We start from the raw sequence: 13,636 nt of genomic DNA, 5'->3' as shown, positions 1-13,636 counted from the left end.
CATGCCTTACGCCAGCCTCGCTTGCGGCTTGAGCCGCACATATAGGGTTTTATCGACCCGCGCCACCAGCTCGCCGGCGCCGTCGCGGATATCGACCTGCAAACGCGGCAGGCACTTCTTGCCGGTGGCAGTCTGCTGGCGGATTTCGTCCAGCAGCGCGTCATCGACGTGGAGTTCGGCATACACCGGGCCTTTGCCCGGCGAAATGAAATCGATGCTGGCGGCCTTGTCCCAGACGATGTAGTCACGCCCCAGCTGCTCGATCAACAGCAGCATGTAGAACGGGTCGACCATGCCGTACAGGCTGCCGCCGCACTGGGTGCCGACGTAGTTGCGGTTCCAGCGGGTCAGCTTCATCGCCACCTTGACGCTGCGCAGGTCCGGGCTGATGTGCTGTACGCGGATACCAGCGCCGAGGTGCGGCGGGAACAGGTTCAGCCGCCAGCGCAACAGGCACGCCCGGCGCGCCAGCCTGCGCGTGTTGTCACTCATGCCTGACCTCGCGGATCGGGGCGGGTGCCCAGGCCCATGGCCTGGCGGGCGAACCAGCTTTTGGCCGGTGGCAGCAGGTCGAGCCCGAGCAGGCCAAGGTTGCGGCCGGCGGCCAGCAATGGCTGGCTGCTGCCGAACAGACGGGTGACCTGATCGGAAAAGCCGATGGTCATGGCCTGGTCCACGCGCTGGCGCTGGTGGTAGGCCTGCAATGTTGTCAGGTCGCCAGGCTGCTGCGGGCCGGCCAGCAGCGCCTCGGCAAGCGCCTGCACGTCACGCAGCGACAGATTGAAGCCTTGGCCGGCAATAGGGTGCAGGCTGTGCGCGGCGTTACCCAGCACCACCAGATGCGGCCGCACCTGCTCCTGGGCCTCGATCAGCGACAGTGGGTAGAGGTGCCGCGCGCCGACCTGGCGCAAGGCGCCCAGGCGATAGCCGAACACGCCCTGCAGTTCACGCAGGAAATTGCGCTCGTCGATGTCGGCCAGACGCCGCGCGTCCATGCCCTGGCGGGTCCAGACCAGCGCGCAGCGGTTATCCGGCAGCGGCAGCAGGGCCATGGGGCCTTCTTCGGTGAAACGTTCGAAGGCCTGGCCGCCGTGGGCCTCGCCCGGGGTTATGTTGGCGATCAGCGCGCTCTGTTGGTAGGGCGTGTGGCGCACGTGGATACCCAGTTGTTCGCGCAGGCCGGAACGGCCACCGTCGGCCAGTACAGCCAGGTCGCACTCCAACTGGGTGTCATCGTTCAGCTGCAGGCGGTAACCACCTTCGATGGCCTGCATCGCAGTCACTTCCGCCGGGCAGCGCCAGCTCACCACCTCGCTGTCCAGCCCTTGCCAAAGGCACTGGCCCAGCCAGGCGTTTTCCACCACGTAGCCAAGCGCCGGCACACCCTCTTCCCGGGCATCCAGGCGGGTGGCACCGAAACGGCCGCGGTCGGACACGTGAATCTGCAAGATCGGCTCGGCGCGATGGCCGATGGCCTGCCACAGGCCCAACTGCTGGTAGATCTGCTGGGTACCGAACGACAGTGCCGATGAACGCGCGTCGTAGCTGGGCTGGAAGCTGTCACCGGGGGCGAACGGCTCGATCAGCAGGATCTTCCAGCCTCGCGCCTTGGCCCCCGCCTGCAGGGCCAGGGCCAGGCTCGCGCCCACCAGGCCGCCACCGATGATCGCCAGGTTTACCCGATTCATGCCGCGTCCTTGCGGGCGGCCTGCATCAGCGCCTCGATCTCGGCGACCGTGCGCGGCACGCCCGAAGTCAGGATTTCACAGCCTTGCCTGGTCACTACCACGTCGTCCTCGATCCTTACACCAATGCCGCGCCATTTCTTGGCCACGGCCTGATTGTCGGCGCCTATGTAGATGCCCGGCTCGACGGTCAGCGCCATGCCGGGTTCGAGCACCCGCCACTCGCCGCCCACCTTGTACTCGCCCACATCGTGCACATCCATGCCCAGCCAGTGCCCGGCGCGGTGCATGTAGAAGGCACGATAGGCCTCGCTGTCGATCAGCGCCTGTACCTCGCCCGTCAGCAGGCCCAGTTCCACCAGGCCCTCGGTGATGACCCGCACGGTCGCCTCATGGGCGTGGTTCCAGTGCTTGCCAGGGGCGATTTCGGCAAACGCCGCTGCCTGGGCCTTGAGCACCAGCTCGTAGATGGCCTTCTGCTCCGGCGAAAAGCGCCCGCTGACCGGGAAGGTACGGGTGATGTCGCTGGCGTAGCAGTCGATCTCGCAGCCGGCGTCGATCAACACCAGGTCGCCATCCTTGAGTGGGGCGTCGTTCTGCTGATAGTGCAGGATGCAGCCATTGCGCCCAGCCGCGACTATCGAGCCGTAGGCCGGCATCTTCGCCCCGCCCTTGCGGAACTCGTAGTCCAGCTCGGCTTCCAGGCTGTATTCGTGCAAGCCGGCCCGGCAGGCCTGCATGGCCCGCACGTGGGCCCGCGCCGAGATGTCTGCGGCAGCGCGCATCACCTTCACTTCCGCTGCCGATTTATACAGACGCATGTCGTGCAGCAGATGATCCAGCGCAACGAACTCGTTCGGCGGCTGGGCCCCCAGGCGCGCCTTGGAGCGGATCACGTTGATCCAGTCCATCAGCCGGCGATCGAACTCGGGGTTGCTGCCCATGGCGCTGTACACCCGCTCACGGCCTTCGATCAGGCCCGGCAGGATCTCGTCGATGTCGGTGATGGGGAAGGCATCGTCTGCGCCAAAATCGCGCACCGCACCTTCCTGGCCGGCCCGCAGACCATCCCACAGCTCGCGCTCGGGGTTGCGTTCACGGCAGAACAGCACGTATTCGCCATGCTCGCGCCCGGGGATCAGCGCAATCACCGCTTCCGGCTCGGGGAAACCACTGAGGTACTGGAAGTCGCTGTCCTGGCGGTAAACGTGCTCGACGTCGCGGTTGCGGATGGCAACCGCGGCGGCGGGCAGGATGGCGATGCTGTTGGGGACCATCTGCGCCATCAGCGCCTTGCGCCGACGGGCATACTCGGCCTTGGGAATGTGGCTCATGGGCAGACTACCCCTGGTTGATCAGTGCAGCGATGGCTTGGGTGCAGGGGCGGCCGGCTTGGCCAGCTCGGAGAACAGCAGCAACGGCGCCACACGCAGGTATTCCATGACTTCCATGTAATCGCTCTCGCCATCCTCGGACTCCTCGAGGGCTTCCTGGACCTGGGAAATGGCCACCAGGTCCTGCAGCACTTCCTTGGCCTCGTCGGACAGGTCCTTGCCACCGGCATTCAGGCCGAAACCGGTGATGAAGCCCTGGCACCACTGACCCAGCGCGGTGGCGCGATCGCTCAGGGCGGCGTCGTCGGAAGGCAGCAGCAGGACGATCGCCATTTCGTCGCTGGTCAGTTCGCCCTTGACCATTTCCTGCAGGCCGACCAGTGCGTTACGTACGGTGTCACCGGGCTCGGTTTCCAGCAGCTGGGCGGCATCGGCCAGCCAGCCGTCGGCGTCGAAGCCGGCACCGGCGCAGCTGCGGCCGATCAGCAGGCCGTGCAGTTCGGCCGGGGTTACAGGATGGCCATTGCTGGACAGCAGCATGGCGAAGGCGATGTAGGGCGATTGGGTATTGGGCATGGGCAGCTAGGCGCCAGACGGCGCAATGACTAGAATGGAGACCTTGTATCCTAGCACCGGCAGGCGCGCCAAGACCATCGGCACTGGCCGTCGCCGCCCAGGGAGAGGCATCATCGCCAGGTGACTCAACGACGGAGCGAATCGAGTGCAACCCACGCAAGAGAACGACCTGCAGGCACTGATGAGCCGATTCGAGTTGCTGATCGAACGTGTCGAGCAACTAAAACGGCAAAATGCACTCCTAGTAGCTCAGGAAAAGTCCTGGCGCGAAGAGCGCGCCCACCTCATCGAAAAGAACGAGATCGCCAAGCGCAAGGTCGAGTCGATGATTTTACGCCTCAAGGCTCTGGAGCAAGACTCATGAGTTCAAGCAATAGCGTCACCGTGCAGATCCTCGACAAGGAATATTCGATCATCTGCCCGCCGGAAGAGCGCAACAACCTGGTCAGTGCCGCGCGCTACCTGGACGGCAAGATGCGCGAAATCCGCAGCAGCGGCAAGGTGATCGGCGCCGACCGCATCGCGGTCATGGCAGCGTTGAACATCACCCACGAAATGCTGCACCGCCAGGAAGACCGCAACGATGCTCCGGCAGGCGGCACCACCCGCGAACAGGTGCGCGACCTGCTGGAACGGGTCGACCAGGCACTGTCCGACGACGCGGATACCAAAATCGGCTGAGATTGGTATACTGGCGCCACTCCCTGGGGGATGCGCCAGTCGGTTATGTCCCTGAGCCGATACGCACAACCACGGGGGTTGCACGCTGGGGCCGGTGTGCATGTCCGCCCGACGGAAAGCCTTAACGCCCCCTGCAATCTCCACCTTGAACTTTCGGGTTCAAGGGCTACACCGATAGCGGTCTTATCGGGGAGCCTGAATTCTCTTGCCCGCCCTTCCGGCGGGCAATTCGTTTTGGCCGACCACGTCGGCCAGCACCTGGGATCGCCCGTGCCATGACCGACACCGCGCAGCTCACCCGCCCCCAGCTCCGTCGCCTGCTCCGCAATGCCCGCCGCGCCCTTACCCCTGCCCAGCAACGCCAGGCCGCCCTTGGCCTGTATCGCCAGCTTGCGCAGCACCCGCTGTTCCGCCGCGCCCGGCACATTGCCCTGTACCTGCCCAACGACGGCGAGATCGATCCTTACCTGCTGCTGCGCGAAGCCCAGCGCCGCGGCAAGCGCACCTACCTGCCGGTGCTGCACGCCTGGCCGCGCACGCGCATGGTGTTCCAGCGCTTCGAGCAGGGCGAGAAGCTCAAGCCCAACCGCTTTCGCATTCCCGAGCCGGTCACCGAGCGCAAGCGCCAGCGCCCGATCTGGTCGCTGGACCTGATCCTGCTACCGCTGGTCGGTTTCGACGAAGTGGGCGGTCGCCTGGGAATGGGCGGTGGTTTCTATGATCGCAGCCTAGCCTACCAGGCGCGTCGCCAGACCTGGAAAAAGCCGTTGCTGTTGGGGCTGGCACATGAATGCCAGAAGGTCGAGCGGCTGGCTCAGGCCAGTTGGGATGTACCGCTGCAGGGGACGGTCTCGGACCGTGGCTGGTACCTGGCGCCGCGTTGAGCGGCGCCAGCGGGGGCATCAACGTTGCGGCTGGCTGGCGTCGACCGGCATCTGATAGGCGTTGTCCAGCTTGCGCTCCCAGAACCCTTGCGCATAACCGGTAGTGACCACACCCAGGCCGAAAATGAACACCAAGACCCACAACAGATCCGGCTTGTTACGTTGATTCATCGAAGATTGCCCCCCAGGCAAACTGTTCACGCTCGGCAACTTTCTGGGTATTGCCGGAGCATCGCGCTTTAAACGGGGCGCATTTTCCGACAACCTGCGTCTGCACGCAAACCTTGACGCCAACCGGCTGTCGGTTTCGTGCAACAGGTTATTTCAAACCTTTTCAGGAGCAGCACCCATGGCCTACTGGCTGATGAAATCCGAGCCCGACGAGCTCTCCATCGAAGCCCTCGGCCGGCTTGGCGAAGCGCGCTGGGACGGCGTGCGCAACTATCAGGCACGTAATTTCCTGCGGGCCATGAGCGTTGGCGACGAGTTCTTCTTCTACCACTCCAGCTGTCCGCAGCCGGGCATCGCCGGCATTGCCAGGATCACCCGCGCAGCCTACCCGGACCCAACCGCGCTGGACCCGCAGAGCCCCTACTACGATGCCAAGGCCACGGCCGACAAGAACCCTTGGAGCGCGGTCGATGTGGCCCATGTGCAAACCCTGCCACGGGTGCTGGAGCTAGGCTGGCTGAAACAGCAGATAGGCCTGGCCGAACTGCCGCTGGTGCAGAAGGGCAGCCGCCTGTCGGTGATGCCGGTGACGCCAGAGCAATGGGCGGTGATTGTCGCTTTGCGTTGAAACTGCGGCTAAGGTCAGTCTTTGCGCAGTTACTCGGTAATGTGGGAGCGGCCTTGCGTCGCGAAAGGGCTGCGAAGCAGCCCCATAGATTTGTGCAGGGGCGCGAAAATCCTGGGGCCGCGTTGCGCGCCCTTTCGCGACACAAGGCCGCTCCCACAGGCACCGCATAAGGACTTTGACCGGCATCAACACATCGCTCATGGCCGCAGGCCATGATGCAGTGTGCATGACCGCAAGGATGCAGACCGATGAACCGATACGCCCCCAGGATCTTCGCCACCGCGCTGATCGCCCTACTCGCAGCAGCCGGTGGGCTGGGGTACTGGAAGTCGATCCACGACCAGTTGCCCGAAGGCCTGAGCATGGGCAACGGCCGCCTGGAGGCCACCGAAGTGCAGATCGCCAGCAAAATCCCTGGCCGCCTGGCCGAGGTGCTGGTCGACGAAGGTGACAAGGTGTCTCGCGGCCAACTGTTGGCGCGCATCGACACCCGTACCATGGAAGCCCAGCGCAGCCAGGCCGAAGCCGAAGTGCTGCGCGCCCGGGAAAACTACGCCGCCGCCCAGGCCAGCGTGCAGCTGCGCCAAAGTGAACTGCTGCTGGCCAGCCAGGAGCTCAAGCGCGTGCGTGAGATCTTCCAGCGCAAATACGCTAGCCAGCAATTGCTCGACCAACAGCAGGCGCGCTTCGACACAGCCAACGCCGCCGTGGTCGCCGCCCGCGCCCAACTGGCGGCGATCAAGGCCGCCATCGGCGCCGCCGAGGCCCAGGTAGCGCAGCTCACCAGCGAAATCGACGACAGCAGTCTGCGCGCACCGATCAGTGGCATCATCCAGCTGCGCCTGGCCGAGCCCGGTGAAGTGCTGGGTGCCGGCGGCCGCGTGCTGATGCTGATCGACCCCAGCGACCAGTACATGAACCTCTACCTGCCGGCGGCCACCAGCGGCCGACTGACCGTCGGCGACCAGGCGCGGATCGTGCTCGACGCCCTGCCCGAGCGGGCGCTGCCGGCGAAGGTGGCCTTTGTCGCGGCCAAGGCCCAGTTCACCCCCAAGCAGGTGGAAACCCGCGACGAGCGGCAGAAGCTGGTGTTCCGGGTCAAGCTGCGCCTGACCGACCCGGGCGCCGTGCCGCAGGCCAAACCGGGCATGCCAGGCGCCGGCTATGTACGCACGGCTGAGGTGGACTGGCCGGCCAACCTGCGATGAACGCCCCGGCACTGCTGGCCGAGGGTATCAGCCATCGCTACGGCGACCTGGTGGCCCTGCATCCCCTCGGGTTCAGCCTGCCGGCGGGCACCCGTTGCGCGCTGATCGGCCCTGACGGGGCTGGCAAATCGACCCTGCTGGGGCTGATCGCCGGCGTCAAGCGCCTGCAACAGGGCGAACTGCAGGTGCTGGGTGGTTCGATCCGCCAGCGGCGCCATCGCGGGGCGCTATACCCGAAAGTGGCGTTCATGCCGCAGGGGCTGGGCAACAACCTGTATCCGGAGCTGTCGATCAGCGAGAACATTCGCTTTTTCGCCACCCTGTTCGGCCTCGGCCGTCGCGAATGCGAACAGCGCATGGCCAACCTGCTACAGGCCACCGACCTGCAGCGCTTTGCCGAGCGCCCGGCGGGCAAACTGTCGGGCGGCATGAAGCAGAAGCTTGGCCTATGCTGCGCGCTGATCCACGAGCCGGACCTGCTGATCCTCGACGAGCCGACCACCGGCGTCGACCCACTGTCGCGGCGGCGCTTCTGGCAGCTGGTCGAACAGGTACGCGCACAGCGCCCGCAACTGACCCTGCTGGTGGCCACCGCCTACATGGAGGAGGCCGAACAGTTCGAGCATTGCCTGATGCTCGATGGCGGCCGCCTGCTGGCCGCCGGCCCCAGCCATGAGCTGAGCGCAGTCACCCCCAGTGGCAAGCTGGACGACGCCTTCACTCACTACCAGGGCGCGGGCAAGGCACAACATCGTCCGCTCATCATTCCACCGCGCCCGGCCACTGACACCTCGGTCGCCATCGAGGCTCACGACCTGACCCTGCGCTTTGGCGATTTCACTGCCGTGAACAAGGTCAGCTTCGCCATTGGCCGCGGGGAGATTTTCGGCTTCCTGGGCTCCAACGGCTGCGGCAAGACCACCACCATGAAAGTGCTCACCGGCCTGATGCCGGCCAGCGAAGGCAGCGCCAGCCTGCTCGGCCGCCCGGTGGATGCCAGCGACCTGGCCACGCGCAAGCGGGTCGGTTTCATGTCGCAAAGTTTTTCGCTGTATGGGGAGCTCAACACCCGGCAGAACCTCACTCTGCATGCACGCCTGTTCGACCTGCCCAAGGCCGAGAGCGCCCGGCGCATCGACGAGCTGATCGAGCGCTTCGACCTGGGTGCCATCGCCGACCAGCCATCCGGCGCCCTGCCCCTCGGCCTGCGTCAGCGCCTGTCACTGGCGGTAGCGGTGCTGCACCGACCGGAAGTGCTGATCCTCGACGAACCCACCTCCGGTGTCGACCCGGCTGCCCGTGACGACTTCTGGCGCCTGCTGGTGGAGCTTTCACGCGAGCAGGGCGTGACCATTTTCCTTTCTACCCACTTCATGAACGAAGCCCAGCGCTGCGACCGTATCTCGCTTATGCATGCAGGCCGGGTGCTGGCCTGCGACACGCCGGATGCCCTGCAACGCCACTACCAGGGCAACACTCTGGAAGACGCGTTCGTGCGCTGCCTGGAACAAGCTCAGGAACTGGCGCCGCAAGCCACCGGCAACGCCGTGCTGGAACAGGCCGCCGCGCCTGCGCCGCCGCTGCGCCAGGGCTTCAGCCTGCGTCGCCTGCTGGCGGTGGCCAGCCGTGAGGGCAAGGAGCTGTTGCGCGACAAGGTGCGCCTGGCCTTCGCCCTGCTGGGGGCGATGTTCATGATGGTGATCTTCGGCTATGGCATTTCACTGGATGTGGAAAACCTCGCCTTCGCCGTACACGACCAGGACCAGAGCCCGCAAAGCCGTGCCTACCTCGAAGCCTTCCGTGGTTCACGCTATTTCGCCGAACAGGCGCCCATCCGCGACACCCGCGAAATGCACCAGCGCCTGCAGCGCTCGGAAATCAAACTGGCACTGGAAATTCCACCCGGCTTCGGCCGCGACCTCTATGCCGGGCGTCAACCGGTGGTGGCCGCCTGGCTCGATGGCGGTATGCCGTTCCGCGCCGAAACCAGCCGCAATTACGTGGAAGCCGTGCACCAGGCCAACCTCGAGCAACTGGCCAAAGCCAGCCCACAGCCGCAGCCGCGCCAGGACCTGGTGCGCCTGGAAACCCGTTTTCGCTACAACCAGGATGTGGTCAGCGTGAACGCCATCGGCCCAGGGGTAATGGCGCTGATCCTCGCCTTCATCCCGGCCATGCTCACCGCGCTGGGTATCGTCCGCGAGAAAGAGCTCGGCTCCATCACCAACTTCTACGCCACCCCCCTCACCCGCCTGGAGTTCCTCCTCGGCAAGCAGATGCCCTACCTGGCCGTGAGCCTGGTCAACCTGGCACTGCTGGTGGCGATGAACCGCTGGCTGTTCGCCGTGCCGCTAAAGGGCAGCGTGCTCGCCCTGGCCTGCGGCGGCGTCGCCTACCTGCTGGCTACCACCAGCCTGGGCCTGCTGATCTCGGCCTTCACCCGCACCCAGATCGCCGCCATCCTGGGCACCATGATCATCACCAGCCTGCCGACCATCCAGTTCTCCGGGCTGATCGTGCCACGCTCGTCGCTGGACGGCGCGGCGGCGGTGATGGGCCAACTGTTCCCGGCGGGCTACTTCCTCGATATCGCGGTCGGCACATTCACCAAAGCGCTGGGACTGCGCGAGCTGTGGCCGCAGTGCCTGATCCTGCTCAGCTTCTTTGCCGTGTTCACCGGCCTGAGCCTGGCCATGCTGAAAAAGCAGGAGGCCTGATATGTCACGCCTGAACCACACCCTGCGTCTTGGCCTGAAAGAGCTGACCAGCCTGCGCCATGACAGCGTGCTACTGCTGTTCCTGCTGTATGCCTTCAGCGTGGCCATTTACATGCCGGCAGCCGGCTCGGTGATCGGCGTGCACAACGCCAGTGTCGCGATGGTGGACGAAGACCACAGCCTGCTATCGCGCAAGCTTGGTGAAGCCCTGCAACCACCCGAGTTCCAGCCCGCCGTGCCACTGGCCCCGCAGCGTCTGGACCAGGCCATGGACAGCGGCCAGTACACCTTCGTGATCAACGTGCCGGTGAACTTCCAGAGCGACCTGCTGGCCGGGCGCTCGCCGGAACTGCAGATCTATGTCGACGCCACGGCCATGAGCCAGGCGTTCATGGGGGCCGGCTACATCGGCCGCATCTTCGAACGCGAGTTGCTCGACTACAGCCAGCGCAGCAACACACAGAGCCCGGTGGTAATAAACGCCAAGGCTCTGTTCAACCCCAACCTAGAGGGCGGCTGGTTCCTTGCGGTGATCCAGATCGTCAACAACATCACCATACTGGCGATCATCCTCACCGGCACCGCGTTGCTGCGCGAGCGCGAGCACGGCACCCTCGACCACCTGCTGGTGCTACCGCTGACCGCGCTGGAAATCATGCTGGCGAAGATTGCCAGCAACGCGCTGGTAGTGGTGATCTGTACCTGGATTTCGCTGGTGGTGGTGGTCAAGGGCGCGCTTGGCGTGCCGCTGTCCGGTTCGATGGGCCTGTTCCTGGCCGTGACGGCGCTCTACCTGTTCGCCAGTACCGCACTGGGCATCTTCCTCGCCACCCTGGCGCGCTCGACGCCACAATTCGGCCTGCTGGCGATTCCGGTGATCATCCCGATGCTGTTGCTGTCCGGCGGCAGCACACCGCTGGACAGCATGCCGCAGTGGCTGCAGTGGGTGATGCAGGGGTCGCCGTCGACGCACTTTGTCAGCCTTGGCGCCGCAATTCTGTTTCGTGATGCCGGTTGGACGGTGGTGTGGCCGGACATCCTGGCGCTGGCCGTGATCGGGCTGGTGTTCTTCGGCGTGGCACTGGCGCGGTTTCGTCGAAGCCTGGCGTCTTGATCCGCGCATACCCGGCTCAAAATCTGAAAGATTGCGCGATTCCTGTGGGAGCGGGTTTACCCGCGAACACCGGCGCAGCCGGTGCCATGCACCGCGTTGGATTCTTCGCGGCTAAAGCCGCTCCCACAGGGATCGCGCCACAGTGCGGATTGCGCTGTTCCTGAGAGAGCCGGCTTGCCGGTCACTGCACGATCAGGTTGTTGAACAGCAAGTCTTCAACGATCGGTTTGCCCTCTTCGGCTTCCATCACCTGCTGCACCTGTTTCAGCGCTTCCTGGCGAAGATGCTCCTTGGCCTCGACATTGCTCATGCTGTCCACCGACTGTTGGGTGAACAGCGCCACCAGCTGGTTGCGGATCAGCGGCTCGTGGTGCTTCACCGCCTTGGCGGCTTCGTCGCCGGTCACGCGCAGGGCCACGTCGGCCTTGTACACGCGCAGCCGCGGGCTACCGTCGAGGGCGTAGTTGCCCACAAAGGGCGGGCTCAGGCTGATGTAGGCGACTTTCGGCGCCCCTTCCTTGGCTTCCTCGCCCATGGCCGCAGCCGGCAGCAGCAGCGCCAGCACCATCAAGATCCACGCTTTCAAGAATTCGCTCCTCAATACAGTTGGTGCCAGCTTACCCAGCATGCCGCTCAAACCCAAGCCCGTGCTTGTGCCGCCGCTTATGCCTGCACATCAGGGCGCCCCATGCTCGTTGACCGGGCAGGCGGCCCTCCTACACTTATCGGCCACGACCCGCAAAGGAATAGCCCGATGAAAGCTGTGTTGTGCAAAACCCTGGGCCCGGCGCGCGACCTGGTGCTGGAAGAGGTGGCCAGCCCGGTGCCGAAGAAAAACGAGATCCTGCTGGATGTGCAGGCCGCTGGGGTCAACTTCCCCGACACCCTGATCATCGAAGGCAAGTACCAGTTCCAGCCACCGTTGCCGTTCTCCCCCGGCGGCGAGGCAGCGGGCTTGGTGGCCGCAGTCGGGGAAAAGGCCGGCGCGTTCAAGGTCGGTGACCGGGTCATGGCGCTGACCGGCTGGGGTGCATTCGCCGAGCAGGTGGCGGTGCCGTTCTACAATGTGTTGCCGATCCCGGCGAGCATGGACTTCACTACTGCCGCGGCATTCGGCATGACCTACGGCACCTCCATGCACGCCCTGCGCCAGCGCGGCCAGTTGCAGGCGGGCGAGACCCTGTTGGTGCTGGGTGCATCCGGCGGGGTCGGCCTGGCGGCGGTGGAGATCGGCAAGGCCATGGGCGCGCGGGTGCTCGCGGCCGCCAGCAGTGCGGAAAAACTGGCCGTGGCCAAGGCAGCCGGCGCGGATGAACTGATCGACTACAGCCAGGCCAGCCTGCGTGAAGAGATCAAGCGCCTGACTGGCGGCCAGGGCGTAGACGTGATCTACGACCCGGTGGGTGGCGAGTTGTTCGAGCAGGCCGTGCGCGGGCTGGCCTGGAATGGCCGGTTGCTGGTGGTGGGCTTTGCCAGCGGGACCATCCCGCAGCTGGCGGCCAACCTGGTGTTGCTCAAGGGCGCAGCGGTGCTCGGGGTGTTCTGGGGGGCGTTTGCCCAGCGTCAGCCGGAGGACAATGCGGCCAACTTCCGGCAGCTGTTTGCATGGCATGCCGAAGGCAAGTTGAAGCCACTGGTGTCGCAGACTTATCCACTGGCAGAGGCTGGGGCTGCCATTGAAAAGTTGGGGCAGCGTCAGGCTGTGGGTAAGTTGGTGGTGCTGGCCAGGTAAGACAGTTCCGGCCTTTTCGCGGGTGAACCCGCTCCCACAAGGACCGCACCGCCCTCAAGGAAGGTGCAGTACCTGTGGGAGCGGGTTCACCCGCGAAGAAGCCGGCACAGGTGATCAAACCTCCCGCAGGTTATGGCAGCGCCTGAAACGCGCCTCCAGGTTGCGATCGGGCATCTGGTGGCTGCGCAGGGCATTCAGGGTCTGCTCGACATAATCACGCGTGGTGCCATAGCGCCCCTTGGCACTGGCCAGGATCTGGCTGAGCAGGGTGTCCGGCAGGTTCCCGGCATAGCACGGCAAATGCCGCTCCAGCACGAAGCCCAGGGCCTGCACCTTGCTGCCATCACCCAACCGGCAGCTGAGCCAGTGCGGCCGGTACGCCGGGTACGGCATCTCGCGCTGCCACAAGGCCATCAGCGAATCGTCCAGGCTGCTGTCATCCAGCCGATAGGCAAAACCGCTGCAGGAGCCACCACGGTCCAGGCCGAACACCAGGCCAGGGGTTTCCGGGGTGCCACGGTGCTCATGCGACCACAGGTACAAGCCACGGTGGTAACCATGCACCCGCGCGCGCTGGCGCTCCACCGAGTTGCATTCCGGCCGCCAGATCAACGAACCATAGGCGAACAGCCACACCGGCCCACCCTGATGGCGAGACATGGTTGTCTTCATGGAGTTGAACAACTGTTCGCGAGTATGTTGCTGACCGAAGTCGAGTGTCGGTGGATATGAAACTTCCCAGGACATACTTTCAAGTGCCGACATAAGCTGCCGCCATTATCCCTGTGAACTACGGATGTAGCGAGATTCGATTAAGATGCGACCCCAAGCCTCTGTACCAGGGGCGCTTGCAATAACCATAGGACAGAAGTGCAGGAATACTCAAGCCCTCCCGCCAGAGTTTCA

Annotated in this window: 15 protein-coding genes and 1 other RNA gene; 9 read left to right on the top strand and 7 right to left on the bottom strand. The window is 64.9% G+C overall.

What is annotated here, in order from left to right; translation table 11 throughout:
- Positions 1-6: 6 nt before the first annotated feature.
- Genes WM94_RS01515 through WM94_RS01500 form a run of 4 tightly spaced genes read right to left on the bottom strand, consistent with a single transcriptional unit; the run spans position 7 to position 3,595 of the window.
- Positions 7-492 (bottom strand): DUF4442 domain-containing protein, encoded by a 486-nt coding sequence (locus WM94_RS01515; RefSeq protein WP_013974720.1) that lies wholly within the window; start codon positions 490-492, stop codon positions 7-9.
- Complete coding sequence (gene ubiH / locus WM94_RS01510) at positions 489-1,688, bottom strand: 2-octaprenyl-6-methoxyphenyl hydroxylase (protein WP_015272233.1); 1,200 nt, start codon at positions 1,686-1,688, stop codon at positions 489-491. The genes WM94_RS01515 and ubiH overlap by 4 nt, the downstream gene beginning before the upstream one ends.
- Entirely contained in the window at positions 1,685-3,019 is a 1,335-nt protein-coding gene (pepP, locus tag WM94_RS01505; protein ID WP_025341052.1) for a Xaa-Pro aminopeptidase, read from the bottom strand. Before pepP ends, ubiH begins: the two co-directional genes overlap by 4 nt.
- A 21-nt stretch (positions 3,020-3,040) precedes the next feature.
- Positions 3,041-3,595, bottom strand: a complete 555-nt coding sequence (locus WM94_RS01500) for a YecA family protein (protein ID WP_013974723.1) — start codon at positions 3,593-3,595, stop codon at positions 3,041-3,043.
- Between the two features lie 181 nt (positions 3,596-3,776).
- On the opposite strand from WM94_RS01500, the gene WM94_RS01495 reads away from it, so the two are divergent.
- From WM94_RS01495 to WM94_RS01480, 4 genes are all read left to right on the top strand, one after another.
- Positions 3,777-3,959, top strand: coding sequence for a TIGR02449 family protein (locus WM94_RS01495; protein ID WP_029886233.1), 183 nt, complete (start codon positions 3,777-3,779; stop codon positions 3,957-3,959).
- Positions 3,956-4,276, top strand: a complete 321-nt coding sequence (locus tag WM94_RS01490) for a cell division protein ZapA (RefSeq protein WP_003259368.1) — start codon at positions 3,956-3,958, stop codon at positions 4,274-4,276. The genes WM94_RS01495 and WM94_RS01490 overlap by 4 nt, the downstream gene beginning before the upstream one ends.
- 17 nt (positions 4,277-4,293) lie before the next feature.
- Positions 4,294-4,473, top strand: a non-coding RNA gene (gene ssrS / locus WM94_RS01485) — 6S RNA.
- 78 nt (positions 4,474-4,551) lie between these two features.
- Positions 4,552-5,160 (top strand): 5-formyltetrahydrofolate cyclo-ligase, encoded by a 609-nt coding sequence (locus tag WM94_RS01480; protein WP_003259369.1) that lies wholly within the window; start codon positions 4,552-4,554, stop codon positions 5,158-5,160.
- A gap of 18 nt (positions 5,161-5,178) precedes the next feature.
- On the opposite strand, the gene WM94_RS30360 is transcribed toward WM94_RS01480, so the two are convergent.
- Complete coding sequence (locus WM94_RS30360) at positions 5,179-5,331, bottom strand: hypothetical protein (protein ID WP_170033651.1); 153 nt, start codon at positions 5,329-5,331, stop codon at positions 5,179-5,181.
- Between the two features lie 178 nt (positions 5,332-5,509).
- Between WM94_RS30360 and WM94_RS01475 the strand changes: the two genes are divergently transcribed.
- From WM94_RS01475 to WM94_RS01460, 4 genes are all read left to right on the top strand, one after another.
- Entirely contained in the window at positions 5,510-5,959 is a 450-nt protein-coding gene (locus WM94_RS01475; protein WP_061550269.1) for an EVE domain-containing protein, read from the top strand.
- Between the two features lie 248 nt (positions 5,960-6,207).
- Positions 6,208-7,167 (top strand): HlyD family secretion protein, encoded by a 960-nt coding sequence (locus WM94_RS01470; RefSeq protein ID WP_061550268.1) that lies wholly within the window; start codon positions 6,208-6,210, stop codon positions 7,165-7,167.
- Entirely contained in the window at positions 7,164-9,884 is a 2,721-nt protein-coding gene (gene rbbA / locus WM94_RS01465; RefSeq protein ID WP_061550267.1) for a ribosome-associated ATPase/putative transporter RbbA, read from the top strand. Before WM94_RS01470 ends, rbbA begins: the two co-directional genes overlap by 4 nt.
- 1 nt (position 9,885) lies before the next feature.
- Positions 9,886-10,998 carry an ABC transporter permease gene (locus WM94_RS01460; RefSeq protein ID WP_039612295.1) on the top strand — a complete coding sequence of 371 codons (1,113 nt, stop codon included), beginning with the start codon at positions 9,886-9,888 and terminating at the stop codon, positions 10,996-10,998.
- Positions 10,999-11,179: 181 nt separating this feature from the next.
- On the opposite strand, the gene WM94_RS01455 is transcribed toward WM94_RS01460, so the two are convergent.
- Entirely contained in the window at positions 11,180-11,584 is a 405-nt protein-coding gene (locus tag WM94_RS01455; RefSeq protein WP_003259380.1) for a flagellar basal body-associated protein FliL, read from the bottom strand.
- A gap of 168 nt (positions 11,585-11,752) precedes the next feature.
- Between WM94_RS01455 and WM94_RS01450 the strand changes: the two genes are divergently transcribed.
- Positions 11,753-12,730: an NADPH:quinone oxidoreductase family protein gene (locus WM94_RS01450; RefSeq protein WP_061550266.1), complete on the top strand. Its 978-nt coding sequence runs from the start codon at positions 11,753-11,755 to the stop codon at positions 12,728-12,730.
- Between the two features lie 114 nt (positions 12,731-12,844).
- Here WM94_RS01450 and WM94_RS01445 read toward each other — a convergent pair whose 3' ends face one another.
- Entirely contained in the window at positions 12,845-13,495 is a 651-nt protein-coding gene (locus WM94_RS01445; RefSeq protein WP_043935995.1) for a gamma-glutamylcyclotransferase, read from the bottom strand.
- Between the last annotated feature and the right edge of the window lie 141 nt (positions 13,496-13,636).

The sequence above is a fragment of the Pseudomonas sp. ABFPK genome (assembly GCF_001586765.1).
GTDB classification, from domain to species: Bacteria; Pseudomonadota; Gammaproteobacteria; order Pseudomonadales; family Pseudomonadaceae; genus Aquipseudomonas; species Aquipseudomonas asiatica.
This window is presented reverse-complemented; position numbering and strand designations above follow the sequence as displayed.

Excerpts from the sequence above, each read along its gene's own strand:
- WM94_RS01515 (WP_013974720.1), bottom strand. The coding sequence starts at position 492 with ATGAGTGACAACACGCGCAGGCTGGCGCGCCGGGCGTGCCTGTTGCGC.
- ubiH (WP_015272233.1), bottom strand. The coding sequence starts at position 1,688 with ATGAATCGGGTAAACCTGGCGATCATCGGTGGCGGCCTGGTGGGCGCG.
- pepP (WP_025341052.1), bottom strand. The coding sequence starts at position 3,019 with ATGAGCCACATTCCCAAGGCCGAGTATGCCCGTCGGCGCAAGGCGCTG.
- WM94_RS01500 (WP_013974723.1), bottom strand. The coding sequence starts at position 3,595 with ATGCCCAATACCCAATCGCCCTACATCGCCTTCGCCATGCTGCTGTCC.
- WM94_RS01495 (WP_029886233.1), top strand. The coding sequence starts at position 3,777 with ATGAGCCGATTCGAGTTGCTGATCGAACGTGTCGAGCAACTAAAACGG.
- WM94_RS01490 (WP_003259368.1), top strand. The coding sequence starts at position 3,956 with ATGAGTTCAAGCAATAGCGTCACCGTGCAGATCCTCGACAAGGAATAT.
- WM94_RS01480 (WP_003259369.1), top strand. The coding sequence starts at position 4,552 with ATGACCGACACCGCGCAGCTCACCCGCCCCCAGCTCCGTCGCCTGCTC.
- WM94_RS30360 (WP_170033651.1), bottom strand. The coding sequence starts at position 5,331 with ATGAATCAACGTAACAAGCCGGATCTGTTGTGGGTCTTGGTGTTCATT.
- WM94_RS01475 (WP_061550269.1), top strand. The coding sequence starts at position 5,510 with ATGGCCTACTGGCTGATGAAATCCGAGCCCGACGAGCTCTCCATCGAA.
- WM94_RS01470 (WP_061550268.1), top strand. The coding sequence starts at position 6,208 with ATGAACCGATACGCCCCCAGGATCTTCGCCACCGCGCTGATCGCCCTA.
- rbbA (WP_061550267.1), top strand. The coding sequence starts at position 7,164 with ATGAACGCCCCGGCACTGCTGGCCGAGGGTATCAGCCATCGCTACGGC.
- WM94_RS01460 (WP_039612295.1), top strand. The coding sequence starts at position 9,886 with ATGTCACGCCTGAACCACACCCTGCGTCTTGGCCTGAAAGAGCTGACC.
- WM94_RS01450 (WP_061550266.1), top strand. The coding sequence starts at position 11,753 with ATGAAAGCTGTGTTGTGCAAAACCCTGGGCCCGGCGCGCGACCTGGTG.
- WM94_RS01445 (WP_043935995.1), bottom strand. The coding sequence starts at position 13,495 with ATGTCGGCACTTGAAAGTATGTCCTGGGAAGTTTCATATCCACCGACA.